This is a genomic window from Cryobacterium zhongshanensis (assembly GCF_022760445.1).
Classification (GTDB): Bacteria; Actinomycetota; Actinomycetes; order Actinomycetales; family Microbacteriaceae; genus Cryobacterium; species Cryobacterium algoricola.
Genome location: NZ_JALGAR010000001.1, coordinates 255,574 through 274,207 on the forward strand (window position 1 = coordinate 255,574; position 18,634 = coordinate 274,207).

12 protein-coding genes are annotated in these 18,634 nt (G+C 68.5%); 10 read left to right on the plus strand and 2 right to left on the minus strand.

Translation table 11 applies throughout. The annotated features are described in order from the left end of the window. Positions 1-2: 2 nt before the first annotated feature. Complete coding sequence (pta, locus tag MQH31_RS01170; protein ID WP_134534250.1) at positions 3-2,228, plus strand: phosphate acetyltransferase; 2,226 nt, start codon at positions 3-5, stop codon at positions 2,226-2,228. Continuing rightward, positions 2,225-3,412 carry an acetate/propionate family kinase gene (locus MQH31_RS01175; protein WP_134534248.1) on the plus strand — a complete coding sequence of 396 codons (1,188 nt, stop codon included), beginning with the start codon at positions 2,225-2,227 and terminating at the stop codon, positions 3,410-3,412. Before pta ends, MQH31_RS01175 begins: the two co-directional genes overlap by 4 nt. Before the next feature lie 217 nt (positions 3,413-3,629). On the opposite strand, the gene MQH31_RS01180 is transcribed toward MQH31_RS01175, so the two are convergent. Both MQH31_RS01180 and MQH31_RS01185 read right to left on the minus strand, forming a co-directional pair. After that, a complete protein-coding gene (locus tag MQH31_RS01180) occupies positions 3,630-4,622 on the minus strand; it encodes a type IV toxin-antitoxin system AbiEi family antitoxin domain-containing protein (protein WP_243010627.1) in 993 nt (330 codons plus the stop codon). A 336-nt stretch (positions 4,623-4,958) separates the two neighbouring features. Further along, entirely contained in the window at positions 4,959-5,975 is a 1,017-nt protein-coding gene (locus MQH31_RS01185) for a LacI family DNA-binding transcriptional regulator (RefSeq protein ID WP_243011646.1), read from the minus strand. A gap of 254 nt (positions 5,976-6,229) precedes the next feature. Here MQH31_RS01185 and MQH31_RS01190 point away from each other — a divergent pair, with 254 nt between their 5' ends. The 8 genes from MQH31_RS01190 (at position 6,230) to recR (ending at position 18,564) form a co-directional block, all read left to right on the plus strand. Further along, positions 6,230-7,159, plus strand: coding sequence for a carbohydrate ABC transporter permease (locus MQH31_RS01190; RefSeq protein WP_134534244.1), 930 nt, complete (start codon positions 6,230-6,232; stop codon positions 7,157-7,159). A 61-nt stretch (positions 7,160-7,220) separates the two neighbouring features. Further along, positions 7,221-8,105, plus strand: a complete 885-nt coding sequence (locus MQH31_RS01195; RefSeq protein ID WP_241976276.1) for a carbohydrate ABC transporter permease — start codon at positions 7,221-7,223, stop codon at positions 8,103-8,105. Positions 8,106-8,180: 75 nt separating this feature from the next. Next, positions 8,181-9,545, plus strand: a complete 1,365-nt coding sequence (locus MQH31_RS01200; protein WP_243010628.1) for an ABC transporter substrate-binding protein — start codon at positions 8,181-8,183, stop codon at positions 9,543-9,545. Positions 9,546-9,645: 100 nt separating this feature from the next. After that, a complete protein-coding gene (gene arfA / locus MQH31_RS01205; RefSeq protein WP_243010629.1) occupies positions 9,646-11,184 on the plus strand; it encodes an arabinosylfuranosidase ArfA in 1,539 nt (512 codons plus the stop codon). Beyond that, on the plus strand, positions 11,181-13,319 hold the full coding sequence (locus MQH31_RS01210; RefSeq protein WP_243010630.1) for a beta-galactosidase: 2,139 nt from the start codon (positions 11,181-11,183) through the stop codon (positions 13,317-13,319). Before arfA ends, MQH31_RS01210 begins: the two co-directional genes overlap by 4 nt. Positions 13,320-13,321: 2 nt before the next feature. Next, a complete protein-coding gene (locus MQH31_RS01215; RefSeq protein ID WP_243011647.1) occupies positions 13,322-15,199 on the plus strand; it encodes a glycoside hydrolase family 35 protein in 1,878 nt (625 codons plus the stop codon). Between the two features lie 231 nt (positions 15,200-15,430). Beyond that, positions 15,431-17,962, plus strand: coding sequence for a DNA polymerase III subunit gamma and tau (locus tag MQH31_RS01220; RefSeq protein WP_243010631.1), 2,532 nt, complete (start codon positions 15,431-15,433; stop codon positions 17,960-17,962). A 2-nt stretch (positions 17,963-17,964) separates the two neighbouring features. After that, positions 17,965-18,564, plus strand: coding sequence for a recombination mediator RecR (recR, locus tag MQH31_RS01225; RefSeq protein ID WP_134534232.1), 600 nt, complete (start codon positions 17,965-17,967; stop codon positions 18,562-18,564). The last annotated feature ends 70 nt before the right edge of the window (positions 18,565-18,634 follow it).

Here is an 18,634-nt window from a genome sequence, read left to right on the forward strand (position 1 = left end):
TCGTGGCTGACAGTATCTACATCACCTCCGCCGAGGGTTATACAGGCAAATCTACGATCGCACTGGGTGTTTTGGACACCCTGCTGCGTTCGGTCGAACGGGTCGGCGTTTTCCGTCCCGTCGCCCGATCGTCCAACCATCCCGACTACGTGCTCGAGCTCCTGCTCGAGCACCTCTCCGCAGGCAAGGCCGCGAGTGCGACCGCCGCAACGAGCACCCCGCTCACGTACGACGAATGCGTCGGCGTACATTATGACGAGGTCCACCTCGACCCCGATGCGGCACTCGGCCGCATCGTGCAGCGTTATAAGGCCGTCGAGGCCCAGTGTGACGCGGTCGTCGTCATCGGAAGCGATTACACCGACGTCGGCAGCCCCACCGAGCTCGCCTTCAACCTCCGCATCGCCGCCAACCTCGGCGTCCCGGTGCTGCTGGTTCTCGGCGGACGCGTGGGCTCCGGGCAGGGCGAGACGCTCAACCAGGATGACCGGCTCGGCCAGAGCGACCCGCGCACGCCGGACGACATCCGCCAGCTGACGGATGTCACGATCGCCGAACTGCGCAACGAGCACGTCTCGCTGCTCGGCGTCATCGTCAACCGGGCCGACCCGACGCGTCTGGACGACGTGATCGGCGCCGTCCGCGACGTCGTCGACGCGCCAGGGAGCGAACTCGCGAACGTGCCGGTCTGGGCGCTTCCCGAGGACCCGTACATCGTCGCACCGAGCATGAAGAGCATCCTCAAGGCCGTGAAGGGAACCCTCGTCAAGGGGGACCCCGCACTCCTGTCCCGTGAGGCCCTCGGAGTCGTCGTCGCGGCGATGTCGATGGTCAACGTGCTGCCGCGCCTCTTCGACGGCGCCGTCGTGCTCATCCCGAGCGACCGGCCCGACGTGCTCCTCGCCGTGCTGATGGCGAACTCCTCTGCGACGTTCCCCTCGATCGCGGGCATCATCCTTGTCGGCGGTTTCGACCTCCCGACCGAGATCGAACAGCTCGTCGAGGGGCTCGCCTCTACGGTGCCGATCATCCGCACCGAACTCGCGTCCTACGAGGCCGCGGTGCGCATCACGCATACCCCCGGCCGGATGGCCGCGGATTCGCAGCGCAAGCTCGACACCGCGCTCGCCCTCTTCGAGAGCCACGTCGAGGCATCCGTTCTGCTCGACCGCCTCAAGGTCAGCCGCGCCGACGTCGTGACGCCGCTCATGTTCGAGTACACGCTGCTCGAACGTGCGAGGAAGAACCGCAAGCGCATCGTCATGCCCGAGGGGGAGGACGACCGCGTGCTGCGCGCCGCCGCGACCCTGCTGGCCCGCGATGTCGCCGACATCATCATTCTCGGAGAAGAGGTCGAGGTCCGCTCCCGCGCGATCGGACTCGGCATCGACATCGGGAAGGCCCAGGTGATCAGCCCCTTCGACGAGGAGCTCCGCACCAAGTTCGCCACGGAGTACGCCCGCCTGCGCGCCCACAAGGGCGTCACCATCGACCAGGCCAGGGACGTCGTCACCGACGTGTCCTACTTCGGCACGATGATGGTGCAGATGGGACTCGCCGACGGCATGGTCTCCGGTGCGACGCACACCACGGCGCACACCATCCGCCCGAGCTTCGAGATCATCAAGACCCGCCCGAACACGTCCGTCGTGTCGAGCGTGTTCCTGATGGCACTCGCGGACAAGGTCCTCGTCTACGGCGACTGCGCCGTGAACCCCGACCCGACCGCCGAGCAGCTCGCCGACATTGCCATCTCCGCTTCGGAGACGGCCGTCGAGTTCGGCATCGAGCCGCGCATCGCGATGCTGTCGTACTCGACCGGCGAGTCGGGCAAGGGAGCGGACGTGGACAAGGTCCGCGCCGCGACCGCACTCGTGCGCGAGCGCCGTCCCGACCTCCTCATCGAGGGCCCGATCCAGTACGACGCGGCAGCGGATGCTGCTGTCGCCGCTGTGAAGATGCCGGCTTCGGCCGTGGCCGGCAGGGCCACCGTCTTCATCTTCCCGGACCTCAACACGGGTAACAACACCTACAAGGCCGTCCAGCGCAGTGCTGGCGCCCTCGCGCTCGGCCCCGTTCTGCAGGGCCTGCGCAAACCGATCAACGACCTTTCCCGAGGAGCACTAGTGCAGGACATCGTCAACACCGTCGCCATCACCGCCATCCAGGCGGCGTCGCTCGACTCCGCTGCCGCCGCTGCTGCCACGACTGCGACGGTCTCCGCATGAGCGCCGTCCTGGTCATCAACTCCGGTTCCTCGTCGTTCAAGTACCAGCTGATCGACATGGCCACGGAGACCGAGCTCGCGAGCGGTCTCGTCGAGCGCATCGGCGAGGCAAGCGGGCACGCCCGTCACAACGCCGCCGGCTCAGATCGCGTCGAGCAGACGCTGCCGATCCCGGACCACACCGCCGGTTTCGCCGTGATGCTCGCCGCGTTCGCCGCCACGGGCCCGCAGCTCAGCACGGCGAACCTCGTGGCCGTCGGCCACCGGGTCGTGCAGGGTGGCAGCATCTTCCAGGGCCCGACCGTGATCGACGACGAGGTGCTCGCCCAGATCAGCGCGCTCTCCGACCTCGCGCCCCTGCACAACCCGGCACACGTGCAGGGCATCAACGCGGCCCGCGCCCAGTTCCCGGACGTGCCCCACGTCGCCGTCTTCGACACCTCGTTCCACCAGACGATGCCGGCATCGGCGTACACCTACGCGATCGACACCGCGCTGGCCGCCGAGTACGGCATCCGTCGTTATGGAGCACACGGCAGCTCGCACAAGTTCGTGTCCGAGGCCGTTGCGGAGTTCCTGGACCGCCCGCTCGCGGAGCTCAAGACGATCGTGCTGCACCTCGGCAACGGTGCGTCGGCGTGCGCGGTCGACGGCGGCGTCTCGATCGACACCTCGATGGGCCTCACCCCGCTGCAGGGACTCGTCATGGGTACCCGCTCCGGCGACATCGACCCCGCCGTGCTGTTCCACCTGCACCGCAAGGCCGGCATGTCGATCGAAGAGCTCGACGTCCTGCTGAACAAGAAGAGCGGCATGCTCGGAATGACCGGCAACGGTGACATGCGCGACGTCGAAGACGCCGCAATTGCCGGAGACGCGGTCGCCCAGGCCGCCCTCGACGTTTACTACCACCGCATCCGCGGCTACGTGGGCAACTACATCGCCCAGCTCGGCGGACTCGACGTGATCGTCTTCACCGCCGGTATCGGCGAGAATTCGGGGATCATCCGGGCCGGCGCCCTTGCCGGACTCGAATTCCTCGGCATCGAGATCGACCCGGCGAAGAACGACCCGTTCTCCCGGGTCGCCCGCGTCATCTCGACCGATGACTCGAAGGTCACCGTGCTCGTCATCCCGACGAACGAGGAGCTGGAGATCGCTCGCCAGACCCTGGCCGTCATCTAGCAGCACCCAACGTCACACGAAACGGCCGTTCCCTTCGGGGAGCGGCCGTTTCGCCGTGAATCGGCGAACGTAATGTCGGAGATTTTCGGGACACGCGGCATCCGCTGCCCGGTCGCGCGGCGTGTCGCAAAAAATCTCCGACCTTACGTCGCGGAGGCCGCGGCGACTTCCCGCGGCGTCAGCGGATGCCCGCGGCAGCCGCCAGCGAGGCCTCGCGCTACAACGGGTCATGCTTCGCGAAGAGCAGCGGCCCGACGTGGAGTGCTCGCACGGAGAGGGCGTCGTCGACCACTCGCCTGATCGCCAGGAATGTCGTCTCCCACTCGAACAGAATCTGGTCGTGCGTGAGTCGAATCGAACGCCGCCCGAGCGCCTCGGTTTTGAGGTCGCGAATGCGGTCCGGGTGGAACCGCTCGGCTCCGTGCCAGCGCGCACCGTCGATCTCGAGCGCGACGCAGTCCTCGACGAGCAGGTCCTCGTCGCCGATATCGTGCACGCGCACCTGCGCGACGACCGCGTACCAGGCGTGCCGGAGTCGCCGGCGCACGATCGTCTCGAGCCCGGAGTCCGCCGTGAACTCGAGCTCTCGGATGCCCGGCTGCAGCCGCGCCGGAGCCGCACGACACAGCACACCCACCTCTGCCCGCGTCAGCACCCCTTCGTGCACTGCGGACTCGAGGCAAGCGATCGCACGCTCCTCGTCCAGGCAGCGCATCGCCTGCCACACCGCCTCCATCGAACCGACGAGCCAGGATCTCGCCCGGTCCGGGTAGCGCGGCGCGGCCCAGTGATACACGATGACCCGCCCATCGCTCGTTCGGGACGGGCGCTTCCCGCGCCCGTTCGGCGGTACCTGCAGGTGCAGGGCGTCGTGCGGCAGGCCGGTCCACACTCGCGCCGATTCCAGGGCGCTCAGGCAGGTTACTTGAGCGTGCACTGCTGCGGCGTCGCGCTGGTCACGGCCGGCGTGTGGGCATACATAGGATCCGCGGGCGACGCGTTCGATCGTGCCGTCGGCACTGGCGGCACGGACCCGCGCCGCCGTCACCCCGAACCGGCGCAGTTCGGCGGTCGTACTCGCGTGCCCGAAGCCGCAGAGAAACGTCGCAGGGGTGGTGGTCGCCGTAGCCGGGGCAGTTGTGCGGCGCGTGTCGTCGCTTGCGCCCGAAGCCGCGCGTTCAGGGGCTTTCCGATTCTGAATCTCGTCCACGGGGCGAGAATGCCGCGCGCCGGAGGCCGCAGGCAGGCCGGCGGCGTGCCTGGGGAGAACTGCGCGGCACCCGAGCCTGTGGGGGAGCCGTGCGGCGCTGGTGCGGGCCGGCCCCGCGGCCTCACAGATGCAACGTCGGAGATTCTCGCGAACCGCCGTATCCGCTGCCCCGGATTCACGGCATGTCGCGAGAATCTCCGACAGTCCGTAATTCAGGCGGGTGCCAGCGGATGCCCGGCGCGAGTGCGCTCCGCAGCGCGCGTATGTGGGCGCGTGCCGGGTCGCGCCGACGTAAGGTCGGAGATTCTCGTAACTCGCCGCATCCGCTGCCCGGATTCACGGCATGTCGCGAAAATCTCCGACGTTGCGAAGCCTCGGGGCGGTGCTGCCGCGGACGACGAGGTGGGTAGGCACGATCGTGGTGCCCGGAACGGATGCGCCGGGGGAGTCGATCTGCCGCAGGAGCTTCTCCATGCAGAGCCGGCCCACCTGCGCGAAGTCCTGGTGCACCGTCGTGAGCGGGGGCCAGAATTCGCCGGACTCGCGCATGTCGTCGAAGCCGACGACACTCACGTCTGCGGGCAGGGCCCGGCCGGCCTCGTGCATGGCGCGCATGACGCCGAGGGCCATCTGGTCGTTGGAGGCGAAGATGGCCGTGACGAGCGGGTCGGCGGCCAGGGTCACCCCGTGCACGTAGCCGCTCTGTGCGCTCCAGTCCCCCTCGAGCACGGGCGGCACCGGAGCGCCGGCGGCCTTCAGGGTGTTGCGCCACGACGCGGTGCGACGACCGGCCGAGAAGGACGACTCCGGACCCGCGATGTGCCAGACCGTGCGGTGCCCGAGGTCGAGCAGATGCTGGGTGGCCAGACGGGCGCCCTCGGTCTGGTCGGTGTCGACCACCGTGTACCGGGAACCGGCGTCGGAGTCGACGATCACGACGGGCAGCCCGGTCGGCACGGTCACGTCGATCCGGTCGAGCATGTGGGCTTCCATGATGATCACGATGCCGTCGACGGCCTGCTCGGCCAGCCGGGTCACGGCGCCGGTGACCGCGCCCTGGGTGGGCCGCGTCACCGGGATGAGCGTGATCGAGTACCCGGCCTGCGCGGCCGCCATCGCGACCGCATCGAGCGTGCGCATGTTGCCGAAGCTCGACAGGGTGAACATGATCACGCCGATGGTGCTGAACCGGCCGGACTTCAGGGCGCGGGCGGCGCTGTTGGGCCGGTAGCCGATCTCATCCATGGCCGCGAGCACGCGGTCCCGGGTATCGGAGTCGACATTGCTGCGGGCGTTCACCACCCGGGACACGGTCTGGGAGGAGACGCCGGCCAGGGCCGCGACATCCGCCATCGAGGGCAGGCGCTGCACGCCACGCGTCGGGGGAGTCTGCGCAGTCGGCGGACCCTGGGGAATCGAGGGCGCGGAGGGGCCAACGCCGTCTGCGGGGCTGATCTTTGCCACGTGCCCTCCCGGGTCCCGGAAAATGCTTCCGTATGTTTACGTAAACATGCTAGCGTGCTTACACGTCATGTTTACGTAAACATGATCGTGAACCTCGAACTCCATTATCCGCAGCACCACACCATCGAGTCAGAGAAACAGGAATGACGACGCTGTCAACACTCACCCCCAGTGGCCGGGCGCTTTCGGGCCCCCGGAAGCCGCACGTGCAGAAGCGCGACTGGACCGGCTGGAAGTTCATCGCCCCGTTCATGGTCGTCTTCACCCTCGTCCTGATCGCTCCGGTGCTGTATTCGATCTACCTGAGCTTCTTCAAGGAACAGCTCGTCGGAGGCAACTCCTTCGTCGGCTTCGCGAACTACGGCCAGGCGCTCACGGATCCCAAGTTCTGGGAGTCGATGGGGCGGGTGACCCTGTTCTTCGTCGTCCAGGTTCCGATCATGCTCGGCATCGCGCTCTTCGCGGCACTCGCGATCGACAGTGCCCGCCTGCACCTGTCCAGCTTCTTCCGCATCGCGATCTTCCTGCCGTACGCCGTTCCCGCGGTCGTCGCCACCCTGATGTGGGGCTTCATGTACGGCACCAAGTTCGGCCTCGTCGGCAACCTCAACGACTTCTTCCACCTCGCCATTCCGGACCCGCTCGGAAGCAGCTGGGTGCTCGCGAGCATCGGCAACATCGTCACCTGGGAATTCATCGGGTACAACATGATCCTGTTCTATGCGGCCCTTCGGGTGATCCCCACGGACCTCTACGAGGCGGCCTCCCTCGACGGGGCCGGCGCATTCCGCATCATCCGCAGCATCAAGATGCCTGCGCTGCGTCCCGCGATCGTGATCGGCGGCATCTTCTCGGTCATCGGCAGCTTCCAGCTCTTCAACGAGCCGAGCATCCTGCAGTCCCTGGCGCCCAACACTATCTCGACCTATTTCTCCCCGAACATGTACGCATACAACCTGTCCTTCGCCGGTCAGCAGTACAACTACTCGGCCACCATCGCGATCATCGTCGGCCTCATCACCGCCGTGATCGCCTACATCGTGCAGAACTCCGGTTCGCGGAAGGAGGTCTGAGATGTCCACCACTGACCAGGCCAGAGTGAACGTGTCCGCACGCCCGGCAAAGGCCCCACGGATGTCCCGCTACACCCGCACGAACAAGTCCAACCAGGGCCTGCACACCAGGAAGTCGATCCTGCTCACCATCATCATGGGTGCGCTGGTCCTCTACAGCCTGCTGCCCTTGTTCTGGCTCTTCGTGAACTCGACGAAGACCCAGGCCGAGCTGCTCAACTCGTTCGGCCTCTGGTTCAGCGGCCCGAACGCGCTCTGGGACAACATCGTCGCGACCGTCACCTACAACGACGGAGTCTTCGTCCGTTGGTTCGGCAACACGCTGATGTACGTCGTCGTCGGGGCGGGAGGGGCCACGTTCCTCGCGGCCCTCGGCGGCTACGGCCTGGCCAAATTCAACTTCCCCGGCAAGAAGGCCGTCTTCGCGGTCGTGCTCGGTGCCGTCGCGATCCCCGGCACGGCCCTCGCGGTCCCGACCTTCCTCATGTTCAGCCAGATGGGTCTCACGAACACGCCGTGGGCGGTCATCCTGCCCTCGTTGATCAGCCCGTTCGGTTTGTACCTGATCTGGACGTACGCGCTCGACGCCGTGCCGACCGAGGTGCTCGAGGCCGCACGCATGGACGGAGCAGGCGAATTCCGCACCTTCTTCACCATCTCGCTCAAGCTCCTCGCCCCCGGTCTCGTGACCGTGCTGCTGTTCACCCTCGTGGCCACCTGGAACAACTACTTCCTGCCCCTGATCATGCTGAGCGAACCGACCTGGTACCCGCTCACGGTGGGACTCAAGCAGTGGAGCAACCAGGCGCAGACCGTCGGAGGTGACGTGATCTACAACCTGGTGATCACCGGTTCGATGCTCACGATCATCCCGATCGTCGTCGCGTTCCTGTTCCTCCAGCGCTACTGGCAGTCCGGCCTCGCCGCCGGCAGCGTCAAGGCGTGACCCCAAGACCCATTCGACCGCACCACCTGTCCCGCATGGCACCTCATCCATTTACAAGGAAGTGAAAGGCATTTCATGAAATCACCACACAGCACCAGGAAGGCACTGCGCCGCACCGCGGTCGTCGTGGCCACCGGGCTCGCGCTCAGCATGTCCCTCGCCGCGTGTTCCGGATCCGGAACCGGATCGACCGCAGCATCGACCGCAAGCGCCGCCGACATCACCGCGGCCCTGAACGAGAAGTCGACCATCACCGTCTGGGCCTGGGCCCCTGCGGTGGCGGACATCGCCACCGCGTTCGAGAAGGAACACCCGAACGTGACCGTCAAGGTCGTCAACGCGGGAACCGGCAACGACCAGTACATCAAGCTGCAGAACGCGATCAAGGCCGGGTCCGGCGCGCCGGACATCGCCCAGATCGAGTACTACGCGCTTCCGCAGTTCGCGCTGTCCAAGTCGCTCGCCGACCTCAGCGCCTACGGATTCGACTCCTTCGCGTCCGAATACACCGACAGCACCTGGGGCTCGGTCAAGCTCGGCGACGGCATCTACGCCCTCCCGCAGGACTCCGGCCCCATGGCCATGTTCTACAACAAGGCCGTCTTCGACCAGTACGGCCTCACCGTTCCCACCACCTGGGACGAGTACGTCGCAACGGCCAAGAAGCTGCACGCGGCCAACCCGAAGGCGTACATCACCAACGACACCGGCGACGCCGGCTTCACCACGAGCATGATCTGGCAGGCCGGCGGAAAGCCGTTCACCACGACGGACTCCACCAAGGTCAGCATCAACCTTCAGGACGAGGGCTCGAAGAAGTTCGCGGACACCTGGAACACGCTGCTCAGCAACGACCTCCTCGCCGCAACGCCCAGCTGGAGCGACGAATGGTACAAGGGCCTCGGCGACGGCACCATCGCCACCCTCAACATCGGTGCCTGGATGCCCGGGAACCTGGAGACCGGCGTCAAGGAGGCCTCCGGTAACTGGCGAGTCGCGCCGATGCCGACCTACAAGGCCGGCGATACGGCCAGCGCCGAGAACGGCGGCGGCGGAGACGCCATCCTCGAGCAGAGCACGAACAAGCTCGTGGCTGCCGGATTCCTCCAGTACATGAACGAAGGCGCCGGCACCCAGATCTCGATCGACGCCGGCGGATTCCCGTCGACCGTCGCCGACCTGAACTCCGACAAGTTCCTGAACGCCACGAGTGACTACTTCGGCGGCCAGAAGATCAATGAGGTCCTCGTGCAGTCCGCGAAGGACGTCGTACCCGGTTGGAGCTACCTGCCGTTCCAGGTCTACTCGAACAGCATCTTCAAGGACACCGTCGGTCAGGCGTATGCCGCCAAGTCCGACATCAACGCCGGGTTGACCGCGTGGCAGAAGGCCACCGCGGACTACGGCAACCAGCAGGGCTTCACCGTCACCAGCAAGTAGCTGCCTGCGCCACTGCCGGAGAAGGGCGGGCCTGGTCCAGGCCCGCCCTTTTCCGTCGGTGGCGACACGTCGTAGTACCGAACAAAGAGGATCTTCCCCCGTGTTGCACGCCCGGCTCAGCATCACCCGCGACAACGTCGTGGCGCCCGTCTCGCCCCGGATCTTCGGCTCCTTCGTCGAACACATGGGTCGCGCCGTGTACACGGGCATCTACGAGCCCGGTCATCCCACCGCGAATGCGGCGGGATTCCGCGAGGACGTGCTCGACCTGGTGCGGGAACTGAACCCGAGCCTCATCCGCTATCCCGGCGGTAATTTCGTCTCCGGCTTCCGCTGGGAAGACAGTGTCGGCCCCCGCGAGGCGCGCCCCGTGCGCCTCGACCCGGCGTGGCACAGCGTGGAGACGAACGAGGTCGGCCTGCACGAATTCGCCGCCTGGGCAGAGACCGCCGGCGTCGAGGTGATGCAGGCCGTGAACCTGGGCACCCGGGGCGTCGCGGCGGCCGCGGCCCTGCTCGAATACGCCAACCACCCGGGAGGCACCACCCGCTCCGACGAGCGCGGGGCCAACGGCCGCACTGAGCCGTTCGGCATCCGCGTCTGGTGCCTCGGCAACGAGATGGACGGCCCCTGGCAGATCGGTCACAAGACCGCCGAGGAATACGGGCGCCTCGCCGCCGAGACGGCCCGGGTGATGAAATGGGTCGACCCCACGATCGAACTCGTCGTCGCCGGCAGCTCCAACGCCGAGATGCCCACCTTCGGCAGCTGGGAACGCACGGTCCTCGAGCACACCATCGACCTCGTCGACCACATCTCCCTGCACGCATACTACGAAGAGAAGCCCGGCGACCTCGGCAGCTTCCTGGCCTCCGGCGTCGGCCTGGACCGCTTCATCGCGGACGTCGCCGCGATCATCGACGAGGTAGCGGCGGAACGGGGCGTCGACCGCCCGATCGGCATCAGCGTCGACGAGTGGAACGTCTGGTACCAGACCCGCTTCAACGAGGTCGACAAACAGCCGTTGCTCACCGGGGAGTGGAACACGCACCCCCGCCTGATCGAAGACGAGTACAACGTCAGCGATGCCGTCGTTGTCGGTTCCCTGCTGATCTCGCTGCTGCGCAACAGCGACCGGGTCTCGATGGCCAACCTCGCCCAGCTCGTCAACGTGATCGCCCCCATCCGGTCCGAACCCGGCGGGCCCGCCTGGCGGCAGACCACCTTCTTCCCCTTCGCGCTGACCGCGGGAGCCGCTCGCGGCGACGTGCTGGCGACCGCGATCCACTCAGACACCTACGAAACCGTCGCCCACGGCACCGTCAACCTGGCGGATGCGGCGGCGACGGCCACCGAGAAGGAGATCGTGCTCTATCTGGTCAACCGGTCCGAGACCGCCCCGCTCACCCTCGACGTCGACCTCGCCGGCGCTCCCGCCCGCGCCGTGCTATCCGCGCAGAGCGTGCACGCCCCGGACGGAGGTGACCGGTTCAGCACGAACACCGCCGACCACCAGGATGCCGTTGCTCCGGCGACCCTGCTGGACGTGACGCTCTCCGAGGACGGCGACGCGGTCACCGTCATTCTCCCCGCCCTGTCCTGGTCGATCGTGCGCCTGGCCGCCCGGAGCGCCGCATGAGCGCCGTGAGCACGATCGCAGCCACCCGCTGGGTGCGCTGGCCCGAAGCGCACACTCTCGCAGACGGCACGGAGAGCCCGGCGTCCGGAACCGCCCGCATCGCCTACGGGGCCGACTACAACCCCGAGCAGTGGCCGGAAGAGGTCTGGGCCGAGGACATGCGGCTGATGCGCGAGGCCGGCGTGAACATCGTCAGCGTCGGCATCTTCTCCTGGGCGCTGCTGCAGCCCACCATCGACAGCTGGGATTTCGGCTGGCTCGACCGCGCCCTCGACCTGTTGCACGCCAACGGGATCGCCGTCGACCTCGCCACCGCCACCGCGAGCCCGCCACCGTGGCTGACCGAGGCGCACCCGGAGGTGCTGCCCGTGAACCGGCTCGGTGAGACCATCTGGCCGGGCGGCCGCCAGCAGTGGCGTCCGACCTCGCCGGTCTTCCGCCGCTACGCGCTCGCCCTGGTCGAGAAGATGGCCATGCGCTACGCCGACCATCCCGCCCTGGCGATGTGGCACATCAGCAATGAACTCGGCTGCCACAACGTCTACGACTACTCGGGCGACGCGGCCGCGGCCTTCCGCGACTGGCTCGCGTCCCGGTACGGTTCGCTCGTCGAACTCAACCGGGCCTGGGGCACCGCGTTCTGGTCGCAGAACTACTCGAGCTGGAGCCAGATCCTGCCGCCCCGACTGGCCGCCACCCACCCGAACCCCACCCAGCAGCTCGACTTCGCCCGGTTCTCGAGCGACGCGCTCAAGGGCTACCTGATTGCCGAGCGCGAGATCCTGCGGCAGGCCACTCCCGAGGTGCCGGTCACCACGAACTTCATGGTGATGGGCGAGACCCGCGGCATGGATTACCCGGACTGGGCCGCCGAAGTCGACCTCGTCTCCAACGATCACTACCTGCTCGTCGCCGACCCACAGGCGTTCGAGGAACTGTCGTTCTCGGCCAACCTGACCGGCCAGATCGCGAACCGGGCCCCGTGGTTCCTGATGGAGCACTCCACCAGTGCCGTCAACTGGCAGCCGGTGAACCAGGCCAAGTCGCCAGGCCAGCTGCGCCGCGACAGCCTCACCCACGTCGCGCACGGCGCAGACGCGGTCTGTTTCTTCCAGTGGCGCCAGTCCCTGGCCGGCGCCGAGAAATTCCACTCGGCGATGCTCCCGCACGCGGGGGAGGACAGCTCGGTCTTCCGCAGCGTCGCCCGCTTCGGTAGCGAACTCGCCGGCCTCGCCGCGGTCGCCGGCAGCCGAACCCGGCAGGCCCGCATCGGCATCCTCTTCGACTGGGATTCCTGGTGGGCCTCCGAGCTCGACTCGCACCCCACCGAACTGCTGCGCTACAAGACCGAAGCCATGGCCTGGTACACGGCAGCGCTCGCCAACGGTCTCCAGGCCGACATCGTGCCCGCCCGGTCCGTGCTGCACGGACCCGGCCTCGACGGCTACGACCTCGTGATCGCCCCGATGCTCTACGTGGTCACCGATGCGCTCACGGATGCCCTCACCGGCTATGTCGGCAGCGGCGGCCACCTCGTGGTCGGCGTGTTCTCCGGCATCGCCGATGCCGACGACCACATCCACCCCGGCGGCTACCCCGGCGCCTTCCGCGAACTCCTCGGCGTGCGCGCCGAGGAGTTCGGCGGGCTGCTCGCCGGCCAGACCGTCGGGCTCTCGGGGCAGGTGCCCGACGGGTCGACCGGGTCGCTGCTCACCCACGACGTCACCGTGCAGCCCGACGTCGACGTGCTCGCGCGCTTCGACGACGGGCCGTTCCCCGGCGTGCCGGCCGTCACCGGCCGTTCCGTTGGCGCAGGGCGGGCCAGTTTCGTCGCGACGGTGCCGGACACGGCCACGCTCGTCGCCCTGGTCGGCCGCTTCGCCGCGGATGCCGGAATCGCGTCGCCGTTGCCCGCAGACGTGCGCGGTACCGTCCAGCTCGCCGTGCGGGAGACGGAGACGCTCGAGTACCTGTTCTACATCAACCATTCCGCACAGGCGGTCACCGTGGCGCTGACCCCGGCGGACGGGCGCCTCGCGGCCGTCGACCTCGGCGGCAGCACCCTGGCCGCCGACTCGCTCACACTCCCGGCCACCGGCGTCGCCGTGCTGAGCCGGGAACGGACGGGGGCGTGATCATGGGCGACTTCGCGATCGGCGCCACCGACTTCCTCCTGAACGGGAGTCCCTTCCGGGTGCTCGCCGGGGCCATCCACTATTTCCGGGTACACCCCGACCACTGGGCCGACCGCATCCAGAAGGCCCGTCTGATGGGGCTCAACACCATCGAGACCTATGTGGCGTGGAACGCGCACTCGCCGGTGCGCGGGGAGTTCCGTACCGATGCCGGGCTCGACCTGGGCCGGTTCCTCGACCTCGTCGCGGCAGAGGGAATGTACGCGATCGTGCGGCCAGGGCCCTTCATCTGCGCCGAGTGGGACAATGGCGGCCTGCCCGGCTGGCTGTTCCGCGACCCGGCCGTCGGCGTGCGGCGCAACGAACCGCTCTACCTCGCGGCGGTCGCCGAATACTTCGAGCAACTGCTTCCGATCGTGGCCTCCCGGCAGATCGACAGGGGCGGGCCCGTCATCCTCGTGCAGATCGAGAACGAGTACGGCGCGTACGGCCACGACAAGGACTACCTGCGTGCGCTCGTCGACCTCAACCGGGCCGGCGGCATCACCGTGCCCCTCACCACGATCGACCAGCCCACCGACCAGATGCTCGCAGACGGCAGCCTGCCGGGCCTCCACAAGACCGGATCGTTCGGATCGCGTGCGACCGAACGGCTGGCTACCCTGCGCCGCCACCAGCCGACGGGGCCGCTCATGTGCGCCGAATTCTGGAACGGCTGGTTCGACCACTGGGGCGCCCACCACCACACCACCTCGGCGGAAGACTCGGCCCGTGAGCTCGACGACCTGCTCGCCACCGGCGCCTCCGTGTCGCTGTACATGTTCACCGGCGGCACCAACTTCGGTTTCACCAACGGGGCGAACGACAAGGGCGTGTTCCAGCCAACGGTCACCTCCTACGACTACGACGCGCCGCTCTCCGAAAGCGGCGAGGTGACGCAGAAGTACCTCGCCTTCCGCGAGGTGCTCGCCCGGTACGCCCCAGTGCCCGCCGAACTCCCCGAAGCCGTGCCGGCCGCGCCCGACTTCGAGGTCGAGCTCACGGAGTCGGTGACGCTCTGGGACGCCGTGCGCGAGCTGGCGAGTCCGCCCGGCGAGCCCGTGCCCGAGCTGCCGAGCATGGATGCCCTCGGCCAGTACACCGGATTCGCGCTGTACCGCACCAGGCTGGCACCGGGCGCGCACCTGCTGTCCTTCGGCGCGGTACGCGATCGTGCGCAGGTTTTCGTCGACGGCAAGCCCGTCGGTGTGCTGCAGCGGGATCACCACGAGCGGTCGATCAGCCTCCCGCAGGGGTCCCTGCTCGACCTCCTCGTCGAGGACCAGGGCCGGGTCAACTACGGTCCGAGGATCGGCGAGGACAAGGGCCTGATCGGCCCGGCGACGCTCGACGGAACGCTGCTGGGGAACTGGCAGGTGCTGCCCCTGGACGTGGACGGATTCGCCGCATCCGGCAGCCGGCTCTTCGGCCCGCATCCGGGATGCTCCGACGGGGCTGGTGAGCGCGATCTCGATCCCGACCTGGATGTCGACCTGACATTCGCCTACGACTCGCTGCGGGCCGCCGAGCCCGCAGCCGGCACGGTCGCCGCGGAGGCCCCCGTCGGCTCACTCAGCGGACCCGCGTTCGCGCGCGGCCGGTTCGACGCCGAGCCGGGACGCGATCTCTTCCTCAGCACGGCCGGCTGGGGCAAGGGCCAGGCCTGGATCAACGGGTTCAACCTCGGCCGGTTCTGGGATCGCGGCCCGCAGACGACCCTGTACGTGCCGGGTCCGGTACTGTCGGCGAGCAATGAACTCGTCGTGCTGTTCCTGCACGGAACCGGGAGCAGCCGCGCCCGTTTCGTCCCCCGCCCCGACCTCGGCCACACCGACTTCTAGCCTTCCATCCACACCCTTGCGGTCTTCTGGGTAGGGGCTCGGAGACGTAACGTCGGAGTTCTTCGCGACGCGCGGCATCCGCTGCCCGGAGTTACGGCGTGTCGAGAATTTCTCCGACGTTGCGCAGCCGTGGGGCCGGCGCGAGCGGATGCCTGGCGCGCGGTCTTCGGGTTCGCGCGCGCTCGCCGTCCCCCGGGCGGGACTGTCAGCGGTCCCGGCTACGATTGACCCGTGGTTACCGCCCTGTATCGCCGCTACCGGCCAGAGACCTTTGCCGAGATGATCGGTCAGTCCCAGGTGACCGAACCCCTGATGACGGCCCTGCGCACGAATCGGGTGAACCACGCGTACCTGTTCAGCGGCCCCCGCGGCTGCGGCAAGACGACGAGTGCGCGCATCCTCGCCCGCTGCCTCAACTGCGCGGAGGGTCCGACGGACACCCCGTGCGGTGTCTGCCCGAGCTGCGTCGAGCTCTCCCGCGACGGCGGAGGCTCGCTCGACGTGGTCGAGATCGACGCCGCGAGCCACAACGGTGTCGACGACGCCCGGGACATCCGCGAGCGCGCCATCTTCGCGCCCGCCCGCGACCGCTACAAGATCTTCATCCTCGACGAGGCGCACATGGTCACGCCGCAGGGCTTCAACGCCCTGCTCAAGATCGTCGAAGAGCCGCCGGAACACGTGAAGTTCATCTTCGCGACGACCGAGCCGGAGAAGGTCATCGGCACGATCCGCTCGCGCACCCATCACTACCCGTTCCGTCTCGTGCCGCCGGGACCGATGCTCGAATACGTGCAGACGCTCTGCGAAAGCGAGAAGGTCGCCGTCGCACCCGGAGTGCTGCCGCTCGTCGTCCGTGCAGGCGGCGGATCGCCCCGCGACACCCTGTCACTCCTCGACCAGCTCATGGCCGGCTCGGACGACCACTCCGTCGAGTACGACCGTGCGGTCGCCCTCCTCGGCTACACGAGCGCGTCCCTGCTCGACGAGTCGATCGACGCGATCGCCGCCCGCGATCCCGCCGCAGCCTTCGACGCGGTCGACCGCGTCATCCAGACCGGCCAGGACCCGCGCCGCTTCGTCGAAGACCTCCTCGAGCGAATGCGCGATCTCATCGTCGTCGCGGCGACCTCCGCAGCGGGCGCGTCCGCCGTGCTCCGCGGGGTCCCGCAAGACGAGATCGAGCGGATGGCCGTCCAGGCCGCCAAGTTCGGCCCGGCCGAGCTCTCCCGCACCGCCGACATCCTCAACACCGCACTCACCGAAATGACCGGCGCGACCTCGCCCCGGCTGCACCTCGAACTCATGATCGCCCGCGTTCTGATCCCGGCGAGCGACGACTCCACCCGCGGCTCCCTCGCCCGCGTCGAACGGCTCGAGCGCCGCATCGGTGTGGGTACAAGCGGTGTCGGCACAAGCGGTGTGGGTACAAGCGATGTGGGTACAAGCGGTGTGGGTGCGAGCGATGCAGACGCAAGTGCGGTCGGCACGAGTGCGGCCACATCCGGTGCACCAAGCCCTGCCGCACCGGCCCCGGCCGTGAGCGCTCCTGCCGCCGAGAGTCCTGCTGTGAAAACTCCTGCTGCGAGTGCCGCTGGCTCGAGCGCGCCGTCAGTTCACGCGCCTGTTCTGCCGGCAGCCGGCACGCCGAGCGAACCGGTGCCGGCTCCCGTTGCCTCTGCCCGCCCGATCGGGCCGGTCACGTTCCAGCAGGTGAAGGACGCCTGGCCGGAGGTCCTCGAGGCCGTCCAGGCCGCCAAGACGAGCGCGTGGCTGGTGCTCTACACGGCGGACGTCCTCGAATTCCGGGAAGGCGACCTGCTCGTGCTCTCGTTCCCGAGCCAGAAGGACGTCGCAGGCCTCAAGCAGGCCGCCGCGCCGGGCGAGGGCGTCGGCGACTACCTCAAGCGGGCGGTCAACTCCGTCCTCGGCTTCACGCCGCGTCTCATCGCGAGAGTCAACGTGCCGGGGGCTCCGACCCCCAGCGCCGGCGGCTCGGCGGTGCCCAGCGCAGCACCCGTGCCCGCGTCACCGGCCTCGGGCTCGGCCGCACCAGTGCCCCAGTCCGCAGCTCCGGGCCCAGTAGTGAGCGAGGGCGCAGCCGATGAACAGGCCGGCCGCCCGGACGCGTCGGCGCCAACGACCGATCTCGCCGCCTCCGCCGGTCCGCCCCGGGCCTCCGGCACCTCCGCATCGGCATCGCCCACCGCTCCCGCAGAGCCGACCGGCTCCGTCACGGCCTGGGCGACCGTCGCGATTCCGGGCGCGGGCGACGCGTCCGGAGCGGCCACGGACCCCGAGGCCGCGCGCGCCCCGACAGCGGCCCCCGCTTCCGCTTCGCCGAGCCCGGCAAGGCCGGCGAACTCCGCGTCGTCGGTTCCCGGCCCCACGGCATCCGCTGCCCGCCAGGACGAACCGCCATACGACGACGGGCCGCCGCCCTACGACGACAGCGACGTGCCTCCGGACGAGGACACCCCGCCCGATCGTGCGCCAGGCTCGGCCCGGCAGGTCCCGAACCGGTCCGCCGCGCGCCAGGCGCCGCCGGCACCGCAGGGTCGGTCCGCACAGGCACCGGTGCACCCTCCCGCCGACCATAACGTCACCCACTCCGGGCCGAACACGATCGCCCCGGACGGCAGGCGCAGCCCGGCTTTCGAGGAAAAGCAGCGCTACGGCGAATCCGTGGTCCGCGAGGTCCTCGGCGCGACCTTCCTCGAAGAACAGCCGTATGAACCGGCACCCCGAACCAGAGGCGACTGACCATGTACGAAGGAATCGTCCAGGAACTGATCGACGAACTCGGTCGACTGCCCGGAATCGGGCCCAAGTCCGCGCAGCGCATCGCGTTCCACATTCTGCAGACCGAGAGCTTCGACGTCACCCACCTCGCCAACGTCCTCCTCGAGGTACGCGACAAGGTGCGCTTCTGCGAGATCTGCGGCAACGTCTCCGAGCAGCCGACGTGCATGATCTGCCGCGACCCACGCCGCAACCCCGCGATGATCTGCGTCGTCGAAGAGGCCAAAGACGTCGTCGCGATCGAACGCACCCGCGAGTTCAAGGGGCTCTACCACGTGCTCGGCGGGGCGATCAGCCCCATCGACGGCATCGGGCCCGACCAGCTCCGCATCCGCCAGCTCCTGCAGCGTCTGTCGGACAACACCGTGCAGGAGGTCATCATCGCGACGGACCCCAACCTCGAGGGTGAGGCGACGGCGGCCTACCTGTCGCGCCTGCTGACGACCCTCGAGATCACGGTCACCAGGCTCGCCTCCGGGCTGCCCGTCGGCGGCGACCTCGAGTACGCCGACGAGGTCACTCTCGGCCGGGCCTTCGAGGGCCGCCGCACCGTCACGAACTGACCGCGCGACCGCCTCCGCCCGCCGCCTCCGCCCGCCGCCTCCGCCCGCCGCCTCCGCTCCGCACCGCACG

What these genes read in the sequence shown, in the direction of transcription:
- MQH31_RS01190 (WP_134534244.1), top strand. Translation starts at nt 6,230, where the DNA reads ATGACGACGCTGTCAACACTCACCCCCAGTGGCCGGGCGCTTTCGGGC.
- MQH31_RS01195 (WP_241976276.1), top strand. Translation starts at nt 7,221, where the DNA reads ATGTCCCGCTACACCCGCACGAACAAGTCCAACCAGGGCCTGCACACC.
- MQH31_RS01210 (WP_243010630.1), top strand. Translation starts at nt 11,181, where the DNA reads ATGAGCGCCGTGAGCACGATCGCAGCCACCCGCTGGGTGCGCTGGCCC.
- MQH31_RS01175 (WP_134534248.1), top strand. Translation starts at nt 2,225, where the DNA reads ATGAGCGCCGTCCTGGTCATCAACTCCGGTTCCTCGTCGTTCAAGTAC.
- recR (WP_134534232.1), top strand. Translation starts at nt 17,965, where the DNA reads ATGTACGAAGGAATCGTCCAGGAACTGATCGACGAACTCGGTCGACTG.
- MQH31_RS01185 (WP_243011646.1), bottom strand. Translation starts at nt 5,975, where the DNA reads ATGGCGGATGTCGCGGCCCTGGCCGGCGTCTCCTCCCAGACCGTGTCC.
- MQH31_RS01200 (WP_243010628.1), top strand. Translation starts at nt 8,181, where the DNA reads ATGAAATCACCACACAGCACCAGGAAGGCACTGCGCCGCACCGCGGTC.
- MQH31_RS01215 (WP_243011647.1), top strand. Translation starts at nt 13,322, where the DNA reads ATGGGCGACTTCGCGATCGGCGCCACCGACTTCCTCCTGAACGGGAGT.